General features: G+C 42.1%; 18 protein-coding genes and 1 other RNA gene. 6 read left to right on the top strand and 13 right to left on the bottom strand.

The features are described from left to right. Positions 1 to 21: 21 nt before the first annotated feature. From LTAR_RS15460 to thpR, 7 genes are all read right to left on the bottom strand, one after another. Positions 22 to 1,002, bottom strand: a complete 981-nt coding sequence (locus LTAR_RS15460; RefSeq protein ID WP_062423208.1) for an ornithine carbamoyltransferase — start codon at positions 1,000 to 1,002, stop codon at positions 22 to 24. 54 nt (positions 1,003 to 1,056) lie between these two features. Next, on the bottom strand, positions 1,057 to 3,021 hold the full coding sequence (locus tag LTAR_RS15455) for a hypothetical protein (RefSeq protein WP_062423207.1): 1,965 nt from the start codon (positions 3,019 to 3,021) through the stop codon (positions 1,057 to 1,059). Further along, entirely contained in the window at positions 2,981 to 4,927 is a 1,947-nt protein-coding gene (locus LTAR_RS15450; protein WP_062423206.1) for a hypothetical protein, read from the bottom strand. Before LTAR_RS15450 ends, LTAR_RS15455 begins: the two co-directional genes overlap by 41 nt. Before the next feature lie 63 nt (positions 4,928 to 4,990). Further along, positions 4,991 to 5,941 carry an aspartate carbamoyltransferase gene (gene pyrB, locus LTAR_RS15445; RefSeq protein ID WP_062423205.1) on the bottom strand — a complete coding sequence of 317 codons (951 nt, stop codon included), beginning with the start codon at positions 5,939 to 5,941 and terminating at the stop codon, positions 4,991 to 4,993. A gap of 38 nt (positions 5,942 to 5,979) precedes the next feature. Beyond that, positions 5,980 to 6,744 carry a GntR family transcriptional regulator gene (locus tag LTAR_RS15440; protein ID WP_081420023.1) on the bottom strand — a complete coding sequence of 255 codons (765 nt, stop codon included), beginning with the start codon at positions 6,742 to 6,744 and terminating at the stop codon, positions 5,980 to 5,982. Between the two features lie 71 nt (positions 6,745 to 6,815). Next, positions 6,816 to 7,160 (bottom strand): ribosome silencing factor, encoded by a 345-nt coding sequence (gene rsfS, locus LTAR_RS15435; RefSeq protein ID WP_500778622.1) that lies wholly within the window; start codon positions 7,158 to 7,160, stop codon positions 6,816 to 6,818. Between the two features lie 45 nt (positions 7,161 to 7,205). Beyond that, positions 7,206 to 7,784, bottom strand: a complete 579-nt coding sequence (gene thpR / locus LTAR_RS15430) for an RNA 2',3'-cyclic phosphodiesterase (protein WP_062423198.1) — start codon at positions 7,782 to 7,784, stop codon at positions 7,206 to 7,208. A gap of 81 nt (positions 7,785 to 7,865) precedes the next feature. Between thpR and ssrS the strand changes: the two genes are divergently transcribed. Beyond that, positions 7,866 to 8,043, top strand: a non-coding RNA gene (gene ssrS, locus LTAR_RS15425) — 6S RNA. A gap of 83 nt (positions 8,044 to 8,126) precedes the next feature. Here ssrS and LTAR_RS15420 read toward each other — a convergent pair. Further along, the gene (locus tag LTAR_RS15420; protein WP_062423194.1) at positions 8,127 to 9,449 is read right to left on the bottom strand and encodes a UDP-glucose dehydrogenase family protein; all 1,323 of its coding nucleotides are present in this window, start codon (positions 9,447 to 9,449) and stop codon (positions 8,127 to 8,129) included. 151 nt (positions 9,450 to 9,600) lie between these two features. On the opposite strand from LTAR_RS15420, the gene folD reads away from it, so the two are divergent. Continuing rightward, the gene (gene folD / locus LTAR_RS15415; protein ID WP_062423192.1) at positions 9,601 to 10,479 is read left to right on the top strand and encodes a bifunctional methylenetetrahydrofolate dehydrogenase/methenyltetrahydrofolate cyclohydrolase FolD; all 879 of its coding nucleotides are present in this window, start codon (positions 9,601 to 9,603) and stop codon (positions 10,477 to 10,479) included. A gap of 8 nt (positions 10,480 to 10,487) precedes the next feature. Continuing rightward, positions 10,488 to 11,870: an 8-oxoguanine deaminase gene (locus LTAR_RS15410; RefSeq protein ID WP_062423189.1), complete on the top strand. Its 1,383-nt coding sequence runs from the start codon at positions 10,488 to 10,490 to the stop codon at positions 11,868 to 11,870. Between the two features lie 92 nt (positions 11,871 to 11,962). Here the strand turns inward: LTAR_RS15410 and bcp are convergent, their stop codons facing one another. Next, complete coding sequence (gene bcp, locus LTAR_RS15405) at positions 11,963 to 12,421, bottom strand: thioredoxin-dependent thiol peroxidase (protein ID WP_062423185.1); 459 nt, start codon at positions 12,419 to 12,421, stop codon at positions 11,963 to 11,965. Positions 12,422 to 12,457: 36 nt separating this feature from the next. Beyond that, entirely contained in the window at positions 12,458 to 13,234 is a 777-nt protein-coding gene (locus LTAR_RS15400) for a UbiA prenyltransferase family protein (protein ID WP_139044599.1), read from the bottom strand. Between the two features lie 332 nt (positions 13,235 to 13,566). On the opposite strand from LTAR_RS15400, the gene LTAR_RS15395 reads away from it, so the two are divergent. The 3 genes from LTAR_RS15395 to LTAR_RS15385 all read left to right on the top strand — a co-directional run bounded on the left by LTAR_RS15395 (position 13,567) and on the right by LTAR_RS15385 (position 16,140). Continuing rightward, the gene (locus tag LTAR_RS15395; RefSeq protein WP_062423181.1) at positions 13,567 to 14,394 is read left to right on the top strand and encodes an amino acid ABC transporter permease; all 828 of its coding nucleotides are present in this window, start codon (positions 13,567 to 13,569) and stop codon (positions 14,392 to 14,394) included. 2 nt (positions 14,395 to 14,396) lie between these two features. Beyond that, on the top strand, positions 14,397 to 15,125 hold the full coding sequence (locus LTAR_RS15390) for an amino acid ABC transporter ATP-binding protein (RefSeq protein WP_062423179.1): 729 nt from the start codon (positions 14,397 to 14,399) through the stop codon (positions 15,123 to 15,125). Positions 15,126 to 15,267: 142 nt separating this feature from the next. Then, positions 15,268 to 16,140: an MBL fold metallo-hydrolase gene (locus LTAR_RS15385; RefSeq protein ID WP_062423170.1), complete on the top strand. Its 873-nt coding sequence runs from the start codon at positions 15,268 to 15,270 to the stop codon at positions 16,138 to 16,140. 6 nt (positions 16,141 to 16,146) lie between these two features. Here LTAR_RS15385 and LTAR_RS15380 read toward each other — a convergent pair whose 3' ends face one another. From LTAR_RS15380 to LTAR_RS15370, 3 genes are all read right to left on the bottom strand, one after another. After that, positions 16,147 to 16,848, bottom strand: a complete 702-nt coding sequence (locus LTAR_RS15380) for a glycerol-3-phosphate acyltransferase (protein WP_062423167.1) — start codon at positions 16,846 to 16,848, stop codon at positions 16,147 to 16,149. Positions 16,849 to 16,986: 138 nt separating this feature from the next. Next, the gene (locus LTAR_RS15375; protein WP_062423166.1) at positions 16,987 to 17,805 is read right to left on the bottom strand and encodes a DUF5656 family protein; all 819 of its coding nucleotides are present in this window, start codon (positions 17,803 to 17,805) and stop codon (positions 16,987 to 16,989) included. Positions 17,806 to 17,925: 120 nt separating this feature from the next. Then, positions 17,926 to 19,065 carry an integrase catalytic domain-containing protein gene (locus tag LTAR_RS15370; RefSeq protein ID WP_081419793.1) on the bottom strand — a complete coding sequence of 380 codons (1,140 nt, stop codon included), beginning with the start codon at positions 19,063 to 19,065 and terminating at the stop codon, positions 17,926 to 17,928. Positions 19,066 to 19,158: the final 93 nt, after the last annotated feature.

The raw sequence follows: 19,158 nt of genomic DNA, 5'->3' as shown, positions 1-19,158 counted from the left end.
CGTATTTCTTTCCTTTCAGTTTTATCCCATGGTTAAAGCCATTACGGCTTCCTGAGCATGCATTCGGTTTTCGGCCTCATCATAGACCACAGAATTCGGTCCATCAATTACAGCATCGGTTACTTCGATATTGCGGTCAGCCGGAAGAGGATGCATATAAATAGCATCAGGTTTCGCCAATTTCATCTTGCGTTCATCCGTGATCCATGATTCATATTTCTTGATGATTTTGGCGCCTTCTTCCGTATCGGTTGTTGTGAGCATAGCTCCCCATGATTTGGCATAGACGATATCGGCATCCTTGAATGCTTTCTCCATATCATCAACTACTTCAAATTTGGTATTGAAGCGTTTAGCCTGTTCTTCAGCCTGCGCCATAATATCTGGCATCAATTTAAACTCAGGAGGATATGCCAGGGTTACATCCAGGCCAAAACGGGGCATTTGCAAGATCAGACTCTGAGGGACTGACATAGGTTTCTGGTATGATGCCGCGTATGCCCAGGAGACTACCATCTTCTTCTTCCGAAGATCACGTCCCTTCTTTTCAAGAATGGTCATCAAATCTGCAAGACACTGGAAAGGATGGTAGATTTCATCCTGCATATTGAGAACAGGAACTCGCGAATATTTGGCAACATCATTTATGTATTTATTTCCTACACCCCAGTCAACATGGCGGATGGCAATGCCATCATAATATCGGCCGAAAATCTCTCCAATTTCCTTGGGGGTATCACCGTGCGCAATTTGCGTGGATTTCGATTCGATGAAAGCCGCATGACCTCCAAGATGAGAGATTCCTGCTTCAAATGAGCCGCGAGTCCGAGTGCTGCTAAAGAAAAATAGCATAGCCAGAACTTTATCTCTCAAAAGCGGAAATGGTTCATTCAAAGCGCGTTTGCGTTTCAGGTCAAACGCCACATCCATGACTGTTTCAACTTCTTCTTTGCTAAAATCCAGATCACCAATCAAATCACGTCCATGTAAGAATGTTTGCATGATACTGATCCTTTCTATAGTTATATTTGTGTATACGCAATTCAAGAAGCGTATTCACTCATTATTACATCCGATTTGTGCCATTGATTTTCTAACTTCCTGTACCACCTCCTCTTTGTCTAATTTCTCTTGCAACGTATCTGTCCACGTTTTGCAGATTTCCTGTTGCGACTCTGGATTTAAATTAAATTTCTGAGATACATGAACAGCGTCAAAATACTTGCCTTTTTCGAGATATGCTCTGAGTAATGGCTGTACTTCTTCAAAATTTCGAATGGAAAGGTTCTGGTCTTTTTCCTGTTGATACAAATCTATAACGTCATCCCATTTCTTTTCTTGTAGTAACCGAGTTCCCATCTGATAGAAATAGCAACCTGCTGGATTAATTGTAGCTCGAAATGTGTTATGTTGTTTGACATCTGACATCTGGTCAGGTATCAACAAAGAAGGATTGGAGAATTTTTTAGTCAATGCCAGACTCTTTGGTAAATTCACAATATCTGTATCAGGTTCAATCAAATGAAGACATCCATTTTCAGGCTGCCAGATAGTCAGTATTTTTGTTTTATCAATTGCCAAATCCAAATTGTCTATGCGCAAAACACGGCTATTCTTACCTGAATCTGCCAAAAATTCTTGAAAACCAGGTTCATTCGCCGATATGATATTCACTGAAGCATCGCCCTCCGGTACGTTCATCTTTTCTTTGACCAGAGCATTGATTGATCTGATGGACGTAAAATCCAATGGCAATTGCTCTACCACAATACTGGTTCCCTCTTCCAATGCATTCCCTCTGACCTGTAATTGGGAAAGAAAGCTATCTACTTTCGCAGACTCATTAGCAAATCGTTGGGAAATCTGAAACCTTGCTCCAGCCGATAAGACTATCAGCAAAGAAAATAGTATTGCCTGATATTTTTCCAGAAAGAGTATTTTTATTCCCAGAATGGTAAGAATTGATAATAGAAATCCACTTACCAGAATTCCCAGATCATCAGGGTAATTTGCTGTCACTGTGATGTGTGCTATTTTTTGTTCAAAAATAAAGCATATCGTGAAAATGACCAGTCCCGCAAAAATACAAATATCATTCTTACCTGTCTTCCAATCAGCCTGTTGTATTCCATTATGTAATTTGGACAGCAAATATGTCAAAAAACATGCAGCAATCAAAAGTATTGCAAGGTAAACTGCAACCTGCCCGCCTCCAGATGGAAAACTGATAACCTTTCTCCAGATTGAAATTACTTCAGAAAACCACTCGCGTATTGTTGATAGAAATAGTGATCTGATGTTTGTTTCTACAGGGTTGGTTCCCAATACAATCAAAATACTTACTACCAGATGCCCTAAACCTGTTCCAAGAATCCAACCTTTTCTTTTTCCATATTCTCCCAATGAAACATACAAGGCGATCCCAATTATTAAGAGCCCTTCAAAAAGAGTGATTATGGGAGTGATAAATAAAGACAAGAGTGAAAAAACAAAAGCTATGAATAAATTCCAAGAAACAATTCTATTTTGAGAAAGTGCAAACAGATAACAAATAGCCGATAGTAGTGACAGGCTGAGTCCTAAAAGGATCGATGAAAGTGCAAACGCAGCACCTGGTTGTCCAAATGTCGGAAAAACTAAAAATAGAAGACTGCCAGCAGTTGAATAAAAATTCCCAAAATTCAATCTTAAAAGAAGAATGTAGGCCAAAATTCCAGAAAATGACAACAATAACATGTTTAATAAATGATACAGAAACGGTTGTTTACCTATGAAAAATATTATTGCACTCTGAATCCTCTCATCCAGATAGAGATTCGATCCAACGTCTGATGGGTGTAGAACAGATACCCACTGGTCACCATATAAACCAAATCGATGAATAAAAACGCCGGTAGTCAGGATTGTTATGATAAATATCAACCCTATAGTTAGAAAATGCTGATAAAAGCGTTGTGAATCGCGCGTGGATACCATATGATTAATCGCACCCAGCCTGTTCAGTAAAGCGTCCGACTTCATTATCCTCTTTCGCCAGTTTATTCCAGAGATTACAGATAGCCGGTCGGCTGTTTTCTTGTTTCAGGCTTGACCTGGCCAATTTGGCGGCACTATCAATGTCACCTATCCTTATAAAAGCCTCAATGAATGGCATGTTTTCCGTAAGGTCGTTGGGTTCCATATGATTCTTCTCAGCATCATCATAAAGAGCTCGAACTTCTGACCATTTTCCCAGTTGAACGGCCAATTCGCTTTTCTGGTAGATATAGCACCATCCGTGTTCAGGTTCAGGCATAAATGAAGGTGGGGTTGATTGCGGTCCAGGTAGTATTCGTTCTTCGGGATGGGTGAAACTGGCAACTTTCTTTAATCGTTTTGGCAAAGAATCAAGTAATACTGTTTGTTCATCCACAATACGCAGACAGCTCCCATCTTTATACACAACGGGAAGCAAATTGTTGCTGTTCGATTCAAAGGTTAAAAACCGGTAACCATGTGAAACGGAAATATTTGGCTTCAAATCAGAAAGGTTTGATCCAAGCCGTTCACCCATATCAAAAAAGTTGTATGCCAATTTGGTTGACTTGCTTTGCGGTGCATAAGTCCAGTTAAGAATCGGTGTAAGGTTGTTATCTCCATAATAAAACAAAGGGATGACTTCTGAAATCACTATTGTTCCCGGTTGAAGGGAAGGTGCCCGCCAGGATAATTGCCAGAAGAACTGGTTCAATTTTTGCCATTCCAACTGATACAGCATAACATTCTGATAATGCATGCCAACGCTTCCAGCTATGATCAAGGCGGCGAATGCGTTGCGGAAAGCCGGTCGAAAAAGCAATAAACAACCTGCCAATAACAAACTTGAACCCACCATGAAAGGCAGTGTGGAACGATCCCATGGAAATTCCAACTGTACAGGTATACCTGTAATCCAGAATGGTATTCCAGCCAATATGATCGCCACGCTTCCCATAAGCAGAGTAATGAGAGGTGATGTTGTCTCTGCTGATACTTTTTTTCGGGTCAAAGAGATGAAAACAAATATGAAACTGACACAAATGAGCAGGTAATAAATGATTCCCGGATGGTTATCCAATGGAATTGATATAACCTGTCTCCAGGCTCCCAGTATGGCAGCTCTGATTTCTTCAACAAGCACTTCCAAGAGACCTATCAATGTTTGGATCGGATTTAGTCCCACCTGATTTAGAAAAGTCGGTTTATACGTAGGAAATTTAAATATGAACATGCGCCAGTATGCGTAACATCCCAGTACAACAATATAGGGGAACCACGTAATTGCAGTTTTATAAATAGCAGTCTTCCAATTCTTGAGAGACCGTTGAAAATTGATAAACAATAGAATCGGACGAAGCAATTCCAGCCCGATGAAATATTCCACTGAAAATATCGATAAAGATGCCAGAGTACCTGCAACCTGATAAGGCCAATTCGTCTTAATATCTTTTCCAGCCTTCATCATGCAAATGAAAGAGACTAGCATAAGATCGAAAATTGTAAAATGCAGAATAAATTCCAAAGGTTGCGGTTGTTGCCGGAAACCCGGATAAATCAAAAGGAACGAAGCTGCCCAAAATGGAAATGGATCGCTATCTGGAATGATTTCTTTAATAAGATAATAAAAAAGAACAGCGCTAATCCAGCGTAAGATAAGCAGATAAACGTGATAAGCCCAGATATGATCATTAGCCAAAGGGGCGATAATTCCATATACCCAAGATGAAAATGGCCTGTCCCAGGCTACAAGGTTATTAAGCCCTTCCATTCCAAACATATGAAAAGCCCATAGGTGCGGCCAGTCATCTCCAAATAATCCTAATTTTGGGATTACCAGACCATACGTCAGGACGGCAAGGAGCAACAACAGTATCGGATCAAGTGTCTTTTTAGATAAAGCAGATTTCATTGGTAAAAAACAAATGATTGCCGCTGCATAAAAAATGCAGCGGCAATCAAAAGATTTAATTCTTTACTCCATTTTTCCAAGAACCAGCGCCAACAACGCCATACGCATCACAACGCCATTATAGGCTTCCTGCCAGTAACGGGAATGTTTGGTGATATCCACATCGGGAGGAATTTCATCCATGCGCGGGAGAGAGTGAAGCAAAATTGAATCACTTTTGGCTTTGTTGAAAAGCAAGTCACGGGTGATCTTGTAATTTGCCGGTGTTTCTCCGTGTTCTCCGGCTTCCTGGCGTGATTTTGTATAATCGGGTTGCACAACCGGTTCAACAAGGATGACATCTGCCTGATCAATTACATCTCCCACATGTGGTGCTTCGCAGAAATCAAGGTTGTATTGTTTCAATTCTTCCTTAAATTCTGGTTTCATTGACATATCGGGAGGCGACACAAATATGGCTTTGGCATCAAATTGTGTAAGGGCATAGGCGATGGAGTGCATGGTACGCATGCGCATATCACCGACACAAAGCCAGGTCAGACCATCCAGAGTGCCTTTTTCGGTAAGAACCGTATACAGGTCCGTCAGGATCTGGGTGGGATGTTCACCCCATCCATCACCACCATTGATGATCGGTACAGAAGCCCACTTGGCGGCTTCATGTGGTGCACCCTGTTGGAAGTGGCGCATCACAATCACATCGCCATAGAATTCAAGCATCTTGACGGTATCTTTAATCGATTCCTGATACCAATCTCCAGCGCGGGTCATCTTGGCATCGGAAAAACCGGTAACATGACCACCAAGCCGGTGCATGGCTGCTTCATGGGCAAGGCGAGTGCGGGTACTCGGTTGGTAGAATGCCGTTACCAGCGTCTTTTCTTTCAACATATCGACATTTTTCCGTGAGCGGGCAATGGGTTCCAATTCATCAGCTACCTGCAACACATGGAAAAACTCATTTCGTTCAAAATCTTTCAAAGAAAGAATGTCGCGACCAGCAAAACTACGCATATTGAACCTCCATTTTTTATTGATTGTTTTCTACGGCTCTACCATTCAGTGGGTCTGCCAAGCCGTCTCATCACATGGAATTTAAATTGCCCTGGAACAAAATAACTAATGGAATAGTCCACTATTCGTCCATTCGTTGTATACAACTGAGCTGTCAGTAATATCAGTGCCGTCCCCTCACCAATTTTCAGTTTTCTGCTGGTTTCCGCATCTGCATTGATAGCCAGTATGTCTGTTCGTGAATATGAAAGAGGTATTTCTTTTTTTTGTGCCAGCAGGTCATAAACCGATCCATGAATACTTGACTTTACGTCAGCCTGAGCCAGATATATTTCGGGAACATTATCAACCAGATAGGCCACAGCCTTTCCATTGATGGCAATGACACGAGATACCTCAAGTACATTGGCTGAATTTTCGATAGGATTAAAAATTTCTATTTCGTCAGCGGTCATTCGTCTTGACCGGATTTCTAATTCAAGTACTTCCGTTTCCATCCCCTTACGTTTTGCGAGACTGTCAAGGCTCTCCAACACTTCGAGTCCAAAATCAATAAAAGGAGCCTGACTCGCAACAAAAGTTCCAATTCCCTGCCGGCGAATTAATAAACCCCTTTCCACCAGTCCAGTTACCACTTCACGCAACATGGCCCGAGATACACCTAATTGCCTGGCCAGATCAGGTTCAGGCGGCAAGCGATCACCGGGAGAAAGTGTGCCCAACAATTGGATAAGCGAATTTTCAAGCTCCACTCTGGGAGCTCTTATCAACAGAGGTGAGCTATATGAATAACCATTAGCCATTATATTTATTATACGTCAGATGTCTGACATTTCAATAATGAAAATGGTAAACAAAAAAGCTATCGCCAGTATTATTGGATTTTCAGCAAGACCTTTCCATTACTCCAAAGATCTTCCAACGAATAATAACGGCGCTGGTCCGGATCAAATAGATGAACAACAATATCACCCATATCAATCAAAATCCAACCATCGTCCGCATTCCCTTCAATTCTGGAATGCAAACTGAATTCGGTTCGGGCTGCCCGTTCCAGGCTCTCGGCCAGAGCTGTCAACATTCTAGTACTGGAACCGTTACAGAAAATAAAATAATCAGTAAATGATGCTATCCCGGAGACATCCAGAAGGACGATATTTTCCCCTTTTTTATCTTCCAACACCGTGATCAGTTTTTTTGCCGTTTCGACCGTATTCAGAATTCACCTCATAAAACAATTTTCTAAAGTATACCGGATTTTTTCCTACCTGTTATTCTCAATCAATTGGTTTATTGAAATTGCTGAATAAATCGCTCCTGATCGGGTCAGGTCACTTTTATAAAGAACAACCTGATTTACAACAAAAATCATCGGATCGTGATGGGCTTCTTGTTCAATAATTTTTTGAAGAAATTCTTGTTCCGGTCTTAGTAAACCAGTTTTCACTCTTCCCAGTGTCAAATGAGGTGAAAATTTCCTTTCTTCTTTTTCAAATCCAATTTGAGATAAAGTCGTTTCGATTTTGAATTGAATATCTTCTAGATTTGGATTCATCTGAATGCCCGACCACAGAACCTTGGGATTTGTAATACCCGGAAAACAACCAATTCCACCAGAGGTTAGTTGAAATTTACTCGTATTTTTCAGGCAGTCTGCTAACTTCATTCGAACATCAGGAAGCTGTTTCTCGTTGATCTCTCCAAGAAACTTTAATGTGAGGTGAATCGAAGTAGGATTGACCCAGGCGACCCCTGACCGGATACCCTTTCGTAATAATGTTTGAATTTCGGTCAAATAATGTAATAATTCCCCAGGGAGCGGGATGGCAATAAATGTTCTCATTTTCGTTAGTACCTTGCGATAGCGGCATTTGAAAGCGTTTCCAACCCACTATACATCAAATTTAAATTGTGGTATAAGGAAATTACCCTGCTGTGTTCGTGATGCTGCAACTGCGGTTTTGCGCCAACAGTTTACAAACGGATCTTAATCTTTCAGTGGTGACGCGATAGGCTTCGGCCAAGGCGGATTCACTGGGTCGGGATCCTACCTGCTTATGCAGGTGCAAAACTATGCAGCACATCGGCATAGCGGGGGTTTTTTTCTTAAAGAAAAACACCTCAGGTTTTTTCCTGAGGTGCTTTCAGTTAAGAATTCATCGCCAGATTTTTAACGCATTCTCTGTTAATCCAGGGTATTGGTTGGTTTTGTAGCCCGTCCAACACCAAAATATTGGAATCCCATATTTTTCAAGGTTTTTTCATCCCAGAGATTACGTCCATCCATAATTACTGGTTGATTCATCAATTCTTTAATTTTATTAAAATCGATCTGCTTGAATTCATTCCATTCTGTGATCAAAATTAGAGCATCAGAACCTTCTGCCACCTGATATGGATTGTCACACAATTTGACTTTTTGCAAAATCTGAGCGGCATTTTCCATTGCCTGCGGATCATATGCCTTGATCTTTGCACCTTCATTTTCCAACAGATGTATCACTTCCAATGCAGGTGCTTCCCGAATATCATCTGTATTTGGTTTGAAGGAAATCCCAAGAACGCCAATCGTTCGATCATTTAAACCGCCTAATGCTTTACGGAGTTTGTAAACCAGGCGGCGCCGCTGATTCCGGTTAATTTCCATAACAGCCTGCAGCAATTGTGGATGGGTACCATGAAGAACAGCCATATGTGCCAGAGCTTTTACGTCTTTGGGGAAGCAAGACCCACCCCATCCCAGCCCAGCATCCAGGAAGGCGCTGCCAATGCGTTTATCTAATCCCATTCCCTGGGCAACTACTTTTACATCGGCACCCAATTCTTCACAGACATTGGCAATTTCATTGATAAACGAAATACGTGTGGCAAGAAATGCATTCGAGGCATATTTAATCATCTCTGCCGTGCGAAGATCTGTGATAAGAACCGGGCAGCGCAAGGGTGCATAGAGCTCAGCCACTTTTTCAGCTGCCGTTCGATTTTCAGAGCCCAATACTACCCGATCAGATTGCATGAAATCATTGATTGCCGAACCTTCGCGGAGAAATTCCGGATTGGATACGACATTTAAATCCAATGGACGTCCATTCCGGCGTTTTTGAATGACTTCAGCCACCCAATCACCGGTGCCAACCGGTACAGTAGATTTATTAACGACAATAATTTTAGAATCTACCAGGTCAGCTATTGATTCAGCAGCCTGCCGAACATATTGAAGATCGGCTTCTCCATCAACGCCAGATGGTGTGCCTACAGCAATAAAAGCTATTTCAGCATCCTTGACGGCTTTCACATAGTCTGTGGTGAATATTAACCTGCCGGCTTTAACATTACGTTCAACAATTTCCTGCAGACCCGGTTCATAAATCGGCATGATGCCTTTTAGTAATTTTGAGATCCGGGTTTCATCAACATCAAGACAGGTAACTGAATTTCCCAGATCAGCAAAACAGGTTCCTGTAACCAACCCAACATAACCGGTACCTATGACGCAAATTTTGCTCATGTTTACCCTCCGAGAGCCAAATTATACTGGAAGTTGTGACATAAATCCTATTTATATAGGGTTAATCATGGAAATATTCCACAGGGAAGTTTTTCCCCAAACAGTATAATTTTATTGGATATGCGCGGTTAATACTAATCTGGAGGAAATTATGCCTGCTACGATCATCAGTGGTACAGAAATCGCAAAACAAATTCGCGCTGACGTTGCCAAAGAGGTGGCCGAACGGGTCCAGGCAGGAAAACCCAAACCCGGTTTGGCTACAGTTCTGGTAGGTGACGATCCTGCATCTCATGATTATGTCCGCTCGAAACAAAAAGCCTGTGCCGAAGTGGGGATCAATTCTTTCGGATATGAACTTCCTGCTTCAACCTCCCAACAGGAATTGGAGTCTCTGGTCAAGAAATTAAACGATGATCCCCAGGTGAATGGGATATTGGTACAACTGCCCTTACCAAAAGGTTTTGATGAAGAGAGCGTCTTAAGCTCTATTCGTCTGGAAAAGGATGTTGATGGATTCCATCCGATAAACATTGGACGCCTTGCACAGAAAGGCCGTGAACCATTATTTGTTCCCTGCACTCCTGCCGGATGCATGTTCATGTTGGAAAAATATCTGCCGAAGATTGAAGGAAAGAATGCTGTGGTACTCGGGCGTTCCAATATTGTCGGAATGCCAGTCGCCCTATTGCTGATTAGGGCTAACGCCACCGTAACAATTTGCCACTCCAAATCATCCGACCTACCCGGGATCATCCGTCAGGCAGACATTCTGGTTACAGCTGTAGGCCGTCCCGAAATGGTTCGCGGTGATTGGATCAAGCCTGGCGCCGTTATCATAGATGTGGGAATCAATCATGTCGATGATCCCTCCCGTCCCAAAGGTTATCGCGTGGTGGGGGATGTTAATTTCAAAGAAGCAGTTGAAGTGGCTGGAGCCATCACGCCAGTTCCTGGTGGTGTTGGTCCGATGACAATCGCCATGCTCTTAAAGAGCACCCTCACAGCATCAAAAATGGCGAATGGATAGGATAAAAAATGTCATCTCTACTGATTAAAAATGCGGATGTTCTGGTGACAATGGATGATTCCCGCCGGGAAATTAAAAATGGCGGGTTATTTTGTGAAAATGGCTTTCTGAAAAATGTCAGCCCGACGTCCGAATTGCCATCATCCGCCGATGAAGTTCTTGATCTTTCTGGATATATTGTGCTGCCGGGGCTGGTCAATACACACCATCATTTTTATCAAACCCTTACCCGGGCAGTTCCTACTGCCCAGAATGCCAACCTTTTTAACTGGTTAAAAACCCTTTATCCTATCTGGGCCCGCATGAATCCAGAAGATGTTTTTATTTCTGCAGAAACGGCTATGACAGAATTGGCACTTTCAGGATGCACAACCGCTTCTGATCACCTCTATCTCTTCCCCAATGGGTCAAGGTTGGATGATGAAATTGCTGCCGGCAAAGAGGTTGGTATCCGTCTTCATGCTTCCCGCGGTTCCATGAGTCTTGGTGAAAGTAAAGGTGGGCTGCCTCCGGATAGTGTTGTAGATTCAGAAGAAAATATCTTGAAAGACAGCCAGCGTTTGATAGAAACCTATCATGACCCCAATCCAGGATCCATGCTTCAAATTGTTCTGTCTCCATGTTCTCCTTTCAGCGTTACAAGCGATTTGATGAGAGAAAGTGCACAATTAGCCCGTCAATATGGTATCCATTTGCATACCCACCTGGCAGAAACCCAGGACGAAGAGGCGTTTTGCCAGCAAATGTTCGGTTACCGTCCAGTTGAATACATGCAATCAGTCGATTGGATAGGCAAGGATGTATGGTATGCACATTCCATCTATGTCAGCCAGAAAGAAATTGAACTCTATGCGCATGAGGGATGCGGCGTGGCTCATTGCCCCTCTTCAAACATGCGGCTCGCCAGCGGCATTGCACCTATACGTGAATATATATCTGCCGGTGTTAAACTCGGGTTGGGAGTTGACGGTTCCGCCAGTAATGATGGTTCTCATATGTTAGGAGAAGCCAGGCAGGCATTGCTTTTAGCAAGATTGCGTGCTGGAATTGAAGGTGCCTCATTATCAGGGAATGATGCCCCCCCTATTTTTACAGGCCGTCAGGCTCTCGAACTGGCAACACGAGGTGGCGCCGCCGTACTGGGACGATCGGATATTGGGTCTTTAGAACCGGGGAAATGTGCTGATTTCATCGCGATTAAACTCGACAAACTAGCCTACGCTGGAGCATTACATGATCCGGTTGCGGCTCTTGTCTTTTGCGCACCGCAAAATGTTGACTACAGTTTTGTTCACGGAAGAATGATAGTAAAAGAAGGCCAAATCTTGACAGTGGATTCACATAAACTCATCGAGCGACATAACCATGCTGCTGCCAGAATTTTGAGATAAATAAAAAAGCGGTTGGGCAGACTGTGAACTGCACCCCAAAAGTTGGACACCACCAACAGAAAGGGGTGCAGTTCACAGGCAGACCGCTTTGTTTATCCCAAATCATCGATAATTTGTTTACTGTGATCTGCCGGTTTTACATTTTCATATACCTTCTTGATCATTCCTTCGTTATCAATCAAAAAAGTGGTGCGAAATACACCATCATACTCTTTTCCCATGAACTTTTTTCTGCCCCAGACACCATACAACTGACAGACTGTATGTTCTACATCAGCCAATAGGGTAAATGGCAGGTGATATTTTTCTTTGAATTTTTTATGCGCTTTTACTGTATCCGGGCTCACTCCAATAATCCTTACACCAGCTTTTTCATAAGTTGAGTAGTCATCTCTGAAATTGCACGCTTCCGTTGTACAACCGGGTGTATCATCTTTCGGATAAAAGTATAACAACACAGGCGAACCCTTATAATCCTGCAATTCACGAACATCCCCATTTTCATCTTCCAACCGAAAATTCGGGGCTTGAGTATTGGCTGTTAGCGTCATAATTATCTCCTTTGTATTTTTCCTATATTTATTATGTCATTTGACCCACAAAGAAAACAACAGAACGTATAACATACACAAAACCTCCCCATACCCCCCCAATGCCAGAAAAGACCACCTGGGTTTTGCACCATTTTTAATTCGCTGGATTTCATAAATGGAGAAAATGGAAATAGGTAAAGGAAGAAACATCGGCCAGACAAGATTCCATGTAAGACCCAACACAGCCGACAAAGCAATAATTAAATAGACACTCAGGATTAACCAATTGTGTAGATCCATGGCCAATTTCCAGCCAAGCATCATCACCATGGAATTGGTCCCCGTAATCATTTCATTGAGATAATTCTTCAAACTGGTTGAGATCATCGCAGCGAGAAATAATGGTACCAGTGGAAATGTCAATTGAATGACAAGTGGGTGGAAAGACTGGCTTTGAAGAAAGAAAGCAGTCGCAGGGATGAGGTTGGCAGTAAAAATAGTCAGTAATATTTCTCCATATCCCCTATCTGCCAGACGCATTGGGGGTACTGCATAGGCAAGGAAAAGAACAAAAATAAGGATAAAAAAAGAGAATTCAGCCAGATTGTATGATGTTAAATAGATAATTAAGTAGACAAAAGCGCAACAAACTGTGTAGGAAATCAGACAGATGAGTAAGAATACCCGCCTGATAATAATCTCTTCGGTTGATGGAATGATTCCTTTATGACGAGCCATTAATAATGGATCAAAGTAAATAGTTATAGAAAAACTTCCCAACGCAATGAAAATAAAAAATCCACACTCCAAAAGAATCAAAAACCAATTCAATGGGATCCCCAAGAATTTCGCAATTCCATTTCCTAGAAATGCCGTCAATAAAATGACGGTTAAAATTGTGACGTATTTTGTTGTGAATAATTCTTTAAAAATGATAGATCGAGTATTTTTCATATTCGAATTCTAGCATGTGATAGATCTTTATCCCCTCCATCTATTGATTTTTCTCTACAATATGATACTTTCTAGCTATGTGTTAGGTGATATACTTCAAAAATTAAATTTCAATCTGATTTATATTTTCGAATATGGATTACAAAAGAGGAGAGATATGATGAAACAAAAGAATCCTACAAAAATTTTATTATCGGACTGGTGAACAGATGGAAATACAGACTGATGGTGCAGTTTCGATAACTCCTATTCCCAGCCCGAAAAATGGAGATGAGAAACGTCGTTTTGATAAATGGTGGTTGTTGCTTCTTTTCGTTGTTTTCCTCATTGCTTACCTTTCAATTACAAAAAGTGATCCTTATTGGAGAATCATCCTGTTTGTTCGGGATGGTATCTGGGTCTCATTATCCACAACCGTAATTTCTTTCCTTTTGGTTCTGGTTGTGGGTCTTCTCGTTGGACTTGGCCGCCTTTCTAAAAGTAAGGTCATTAATGGAATTTCAACGGTTTATGTCGAAGTGATCCGTGGTATTCCATTACTCGTTCAATTGCTATTCTGGTATTTTGCTTTTCCTTCCGTTGTTCAGGCAATCGGAAATTCACTGAATATCGAAGCATTGAAGAACTATCTCGCTAATCCTGTTGGGATGGCTATTCTAGGTTTAACTTTCTGTTACGCCGCCTACATGGCAGAAATTTACCGTGCCGGTATTCAGAGTATTCCCAAAGGTCAAATGGAAGCTGCACGCAGTCTGGGTATGTCTCATTTTGAATCAATGAGATATGTGATTCTTCCCCAGGCTGTTCGCATCATTCTTCCGCCTGTTGGAAATGAATTTATTTCACTTTTAAAAGATTCATCGCTGGTAAGTGTTGTTGCAGTGGCAGATATTACCCGCCGCGGACGTGAATTCATGGCTGCCAATTTTATTCCATTGGAAACATGGACCATGGTCGCTCTCCTTTATCTGACAATGACCTTGTTCTCTGCCCGGATTGTTACTTTTATCGAGCACAAGACTCGTTTGGAGAGATAACCATGGAACCCATTATTCACATTGAAAATATTTCCAAAAAATTTGGCGCGCTTGAAGCACTGCATAATGTGAGTCTTGATGTTCAGAAAGGTGAAGTGGTCATGATTATTGGCCCTTCAGGTTCTGGAAAATCGACTTTATTACGGTGCATTAATCGTCTGGAAAAATATGATGAAGGATTGATTATTGTTGATGGTATTCCTTTGAATACTGCCGAGAATATCAATGCAGTGCGTACCGAAGTAGGCATGGTATTTCAACAATTCAATCTTTTTCCTCATCTGTCTGTCATCGATAATATTGTTCTGGCCCAGCGTGTTGTTCGTAAACGCAATAGAGCCGAAGCGGAAAAAGTCGCTATCGACCTACTTGAAAAAGTGGGAATTCCTGATAAGGCTCATGCCCGCCCCGGGCAGTTATCAGGTGGACAGCAACAGCGTGTGGCAATTGCCCGCGCTTTGGCAATGAATCCCAAGATTATGTTATTTGACGAGCCCACCAGTGCTCTGGACCCTGAAATGATTCAAGAGGTTCTGGATGTCATGCTTAACCTGGCAAAAGAAGGTATGACGATGGTGGTTGTTTCTCATGAAATGGGTTTCGCGCGTGCTGCCGCTCATCGCGCCATTCTGATGGATGGTGGACAGATTATTGAGGAAGCACCTCCGGAGATTTTGTTCACCAATCCCAAAGAAGAACGCACCAGACTGTTCTTAAGTAAAGTACTATAAGAGAAAGTGGTGGTTGAATATCCTCAACCACCACTTTTTTGACTTTTATTTTATTTTGTGCTATTCTACCCATTTGATATTTCACTCCAGGCTTGATGGATTTCTTCAGGCCGTTCATTCTATACTCTCAGGATAAGACTACATGCAACACGAACGTGTCTCCGAAAATGTTTACTGGTTTCAAAGTGAAGTGTATGCCCAGGTAACTGCAGGTGCAGTCACCGGCACGCAATGGGCGGTTGTCATCGATACTCTGGCTATGCCCGATGAAACTTTACAAATGCGCCAGTATATAGAAGAGACGCTGGGTATGCCCGTACGTTATGTGATTAATACACACTATCATGCCGATCATACCTGGGGCAATTGTTATTTCCCGGGAGCCACGGTATTATCTCATTCATTATGTCGTAAAGCCATGCAGGAAAAAGCCATCCCTGCTCTCGAAAACACCAAACAGAATAATCCTCTATTCAGTAAATCAAAAATTGTGCTTCCACAATTGACCTTTAGTGAAGGCACAATGACATTACGGGTTGGTAAGAAAAACCTCATTCTTATGACCACTCCCGGTCATAGTGCCGACGGTATATCTGTGTTAATTGAAGAAGACCGTGTACTTTTTGCCGGTGATGCCTTCATGCCCTTGCCTTATATTGTTGATGGTGACATTGACGCCATGGCAGAAGTCATTAAACAGATCGGGAAAATGGGATTGGAGAATATTGTCCAGGGTCATGGAGATATTATCTTGCGTGGCGAAATTGAAGGAACCGTAAAAGAAAATCTTGCCTATTTGACGAATATCCGTAAAGCAGTCAAATCTGCAATTAAAAAACGCAATCCAGAAGAAGTGCTGAGCACAGTGGATATTGAGAGCTGCGGGAAATCAAGAGTCTATCTGGGTGGACTTGGTGAAGACCTTCATCGCCGCAATTTGAAATCTCTGTATGTCAAATTCCTGCGGGAAGGCGCTTCTGCGCTTTCATCTGACGAACCAGCCGAAAATATCTAGCCGTTCTTATTCCAAATCATCACCATTATAAAAATCAGGCCGTTTTCCGGCTTTTTTGCGTTGAATATAGGATCGAATGCCGACAGAACGTTCGGTTCCATCAATAAGCCGTTTAATATTTGGTCTTAAAGCCCAGATCAACAATAATTCGCTTAAGACTCCATATGCCACATAAATCCATGAGGCATAACCCATTGCAGCACGATAAATAAATACTCCTGTAGCGATTAAGGCAATACTCATAGTTGTTACTGAAGCAAAACCAATGATCACGTAAACCAACAAACCCAGGGGCAAAATAAACGCCCAGATCGGCGGCCAGATTGCAATGGCGCCACCCAGGCAGGTTGCACCTCCTGCCCCGCCAGTCAATCTCAGTTTGCCCTTTTCGTCCTTATGCGCAAGGAAAATGGAATAATTATGTCCAATAATGGCAGCAATTCCACAAAAAACCTGTAACCATGCATTTCCCGGGGAAAAAAAGTTTACCAAAAAATAAGTCGCGGCACCTTTTAGAATATCGAATAAAGCTGTAAGAAAACCGGCAAAAACTCCGGCAGCTCGCATTGCATTTGTTCCGCCAGTTCTTCCAGAACCAACTCCGCGCACATCTTTACCCGTTCCAATTCTTACAATGATCAACCCGAACGGAATTGCACCCAGGAAATATGATGCCACAATGCATAAAACGAAAGTCAATACTTCCATGTATCCAATCCTTCTTAGGGTATTTTTCTATAATCAATAACCCCCGAAAAGGGGTTTCGTTTTTTGAATTGATATCATAATCATACCAGAGTCGCTTTTTTTGCTGCCTGTACAAAAGTCATATTCATTTCATATTTTTCAAGGATGTATAACAAAAGCTACGCCGACAAATAGAAAGAGAATTAATACAGGTTCCATCCAATTTTTGTGCATGTCCAATTTATGTTCATAAAGAACAGCGAATGAAATGCATGCATAGCATAAACCTGTTAAAAAAAGACCAAATTGGATGGGAAAAATGGGTAAATAATGTAAACCAATCGCCACCTGAGTTGTTACGAAAGCAGTCACAATAGACCAATGCAGTAGTTTCTTTTCTCTCAGACGAAGGCTTAATACCCGCCAACTGATAAGCCCTGCTGTTAAAAAATAAACCGGTAATGTCAAATATAAACGAATACCGGCCCCTCGTAATGCAACACACAGGATAAGATATACTGCATAACCGACAGCAGTCAAACTAATTACCGCCAGGTCGTATCGAGCATCAGTAAAATCCACTACAATAAATTCAGCATAAAATACGACACCAAGTAAAAGACCGCCAAAAATAAAAACAGCCCACCACTGTAAGTTGATTTCAAGAGCCCCCAACGGAACACCAATAGCCCAGGCTGTCATAGCTGGTAATAAAAGGTGTTGAAATTCTTTTCCATTATACAATTCATCCATTCTTGAATGAAGTAACCATGACATCCCGGTTGCTCCAAGACCTGCTGCAAGGATAGAAACAAGACCAGTATAATCTACGCGCAAAATGAAAAGGAATCCCGGTAATTGCAGATTCAATTCACGATTTGGAATTTTTATAAATGGCGTAAGAGAATAAGCTAATAAGATAGCTGCCATGACAATACTCAATCGGCCGCTATCAATTCTTTTTCGAACTGTTTTCATTATCAGATTTTATCATTCCAGTTGTTCTTTAAACGAATACTATTCATTTTTGTAATATCAAATGCGTAATGCCTCACGGGAAAATGTAACCAAAGGGTAATCGTTGCCTCATAATTGATGTTACCGAGATAAAGTACATAATTGGTGAACCTTCTGATCTATGGACTTACGAAGAGTAACTGGATTTAGCTGAACATACAAATTGGTGAGGTTGGCTTTGATCTGGAAGGGGATCAGATCAGAACCGAGAACTCGTTGGTAGGGAGTAGCCGCTTTGTCATAGAGTTTGATAATTCGACCATCAACATACTCCTTGGAGATAAGCTTAAGCACTGGTTGAAAGAAATTGAAATAGAGACTGAGATCAGAGTAAATACTCTGCAGAAGATTATATCCAGAGAGAGTATCAAAGCGGTCATAACCGACCAGATGACGTACCACAGACCAATTCTTCTGTTCGACATGAGCCTGATCATTCTTGCGATAAGGGCGAGAGCGTGTAAAAGTGATCTTTTCAAATTGGCAGTATTGGAACAACATCTCATTGATGAATTCGCTGCCATTATCTGAATCAAGCCCCAATAGATCAAACGGGAGGCGTTCTTGCATGGCCACAATAGCCTCCAGAACCGTCTGTCGGCTACGCGGGAAGACTGCCTGGCACTCGGTCCACCCCGTGCAAATATCCACGCAGGTCAATGTATTTACGAATTGACCTGCGGCTGTATCTCCACAGTGAGCTACAAGGTCAATTTCCATGAACCCCGGTCTTTCCTCATTCCAGGGGGTATAGGTACGTACCGGAATTGATTTTTTAAGGAGTGTACCTGGTTTTGTGGTGCTTAGCCCATGAGGACGCACGTCATATCTTGAACTCAAACACCGGTCTATGCTGGACCGGCTCATTTGCAGCAGTAACTTTTTTGTCTCTGGCGATATGTGGATTTCGTTATTCCGTTCAAGTACCTTTACGATTTCTGGCAAAAATGGCTTTAGACGCTTCGAACAAATCTGACCACATATTTCCCAGATATACTCCAGGGCCGTGACCACCTCGCCTTGATAGATTCTCCGTGGCCCCGGTTTCTTTTTGGCTCTTGGTTTTCCCGTCCTACCCAATACTCGTATCGCATACTTACGATGATATCCCGTGATGGCGACTAATTCATCCAGTATTCTTGCTTTTTCTGTTTTGTTCCCTTTTTGATAGCGGGGTCGGATGGTTTCTACTAATTCTCGCTTGCTTTGTTGACTCATCATAGCTCCCTCGGCAGCTCTCTATTCTCTGCCCAAGGTAACATCTATTGTGAGGCAACGTTTCTCCTAAAGTTACTTTTAATTTGAGGCAATGCG

Source organism: Leptolinea tardivitalis, from assembly GCF_001050275.1.
GTDB classification, from domain to species: domain Bacteria; phylum Chloroflexota; class Anaerolineae; order Anaerolineales; family Anaerolineaceae; genus Leptolinea; species Leptolinea tardivitalis.
The sequence above is the reverse complement of the archived record's forward strand: the minus strand, read 5'-3'. Positions and strand labels throughout refer to the sequence as shown.

Excerpts from the sequence above, each read along its gene's own strand:
- LTAR_RS15460 (WP_062423208.1), bottom strand. The coding sequence starts at position 1,002 with ATGCAAACATTCTTACATGGACGTGATTTGATTGGTGATCTGGATTTT.
- LTAR_RS15455 (WP_062423207.1), bottom strand. The coding sequence starts at position 3,021 with ATGAAGTCGGACGCTTTACTGAACAGGCTGGGTGCGATTAATCATATG.
- LTAR_RS15450 (WP_062423206.1), bottom strand. The coding sequence starts at position 4,927 with ATGAAATCTGCTTTATCTAAAAAGACACTTGATCCGATACTGTTGTTG.
- pyrB (WP_062423205.1), bottom strand. The coding sequence starts at position 5,941 with ATGCGTAGTTTTGCTGGTCGCGACATTCTTTCTTTGAAAGATTTTGAA.
- LTAR_RS15440 (WP_081420023.1), bottom strand. The coding sequence starts at position 6,744 with ATGGCTAATGGTTATTCATATAGCTCACCTCTGTTGATAAGAGCTCCC.
- thpR (WP_062423198.1), bottom strand. The coding sequence starts at position 7,784 with ATGAGAACATTTATTGCCATCCCGCTCCCTGGGGAATTATTACATTAT.
- LTAR_RS15420 (WP_062423194.1), bottom strand. The coding sequence starts at position 9,449 with ATGAGCAAAATTTGCGTCATAGGTACCGGTTATGTTGGGTTGGTTACA.
- folD (WP_062423192.1), top strand. The coding sequence starts at position 9,601 with ATGCCTGCTACGATCATCAGTGGTACAGAAATCGCAAAACAAATTCGC.
- LTAR_RS15410 (WP_062423189.1), top strand. The coding sequence starts at position 10,488 with ATGTCATCTCTACTGATTAAAAATGCGGATGTTCTGGTGACAATGGAT.
- bcp (WP_062423185.1), bottom strand. The coding sequence starts at position 12,421 with ATGACGCTAACAGCCAATACTCAAGCCCCGAATTTTCGGTTGGAAGAT.
- LTAR_RS15395 (WP_062423181.1), top strand. The coding sequence starts at position 13,567 with ATGGAAATACAGACTGATGGTGCAGTTTCGATAACTCCTATTCCCAGC.
- LTAR_RS15390 (WP_062423179.1), top strand. The coding sequence starts at position 14,397 with ATGGAACCCATTATTCACATTGAAAATATTTCCAAAAAATTTGGCGCG.
- LTAR_RS15385 (WP_062423170.1), top strand. The coding sequence starts at position 15,268 with ATGCAACACGAACGTGTCTCCGAAAATGTTTACTGGTTTCAAAGTGAA.
- LTAR_RS15380 (WP_062423167.1), bottom strand. The coding sequence starts at position 16,848 with ATGGAAGTATTGACTTTCGTTTTATGCATTGTGGCATCATATTTCCTG.
- LTAR_RS15375 (WP_062423166.1), bottom strand. The coding sequence starts at position 17,805 with ATGAAAACAGTTCGAAAAAGAATTGATAGCGGCCGATTGAGTATTGTC.
- LTAR_RS15370 (WP_081419793.1), bottom strand. The coding sequence starts at position 19,065 with ATGATGAGTCAACAAAGCAAGCGAGAATTAGTAGAAACCATCCGACCC.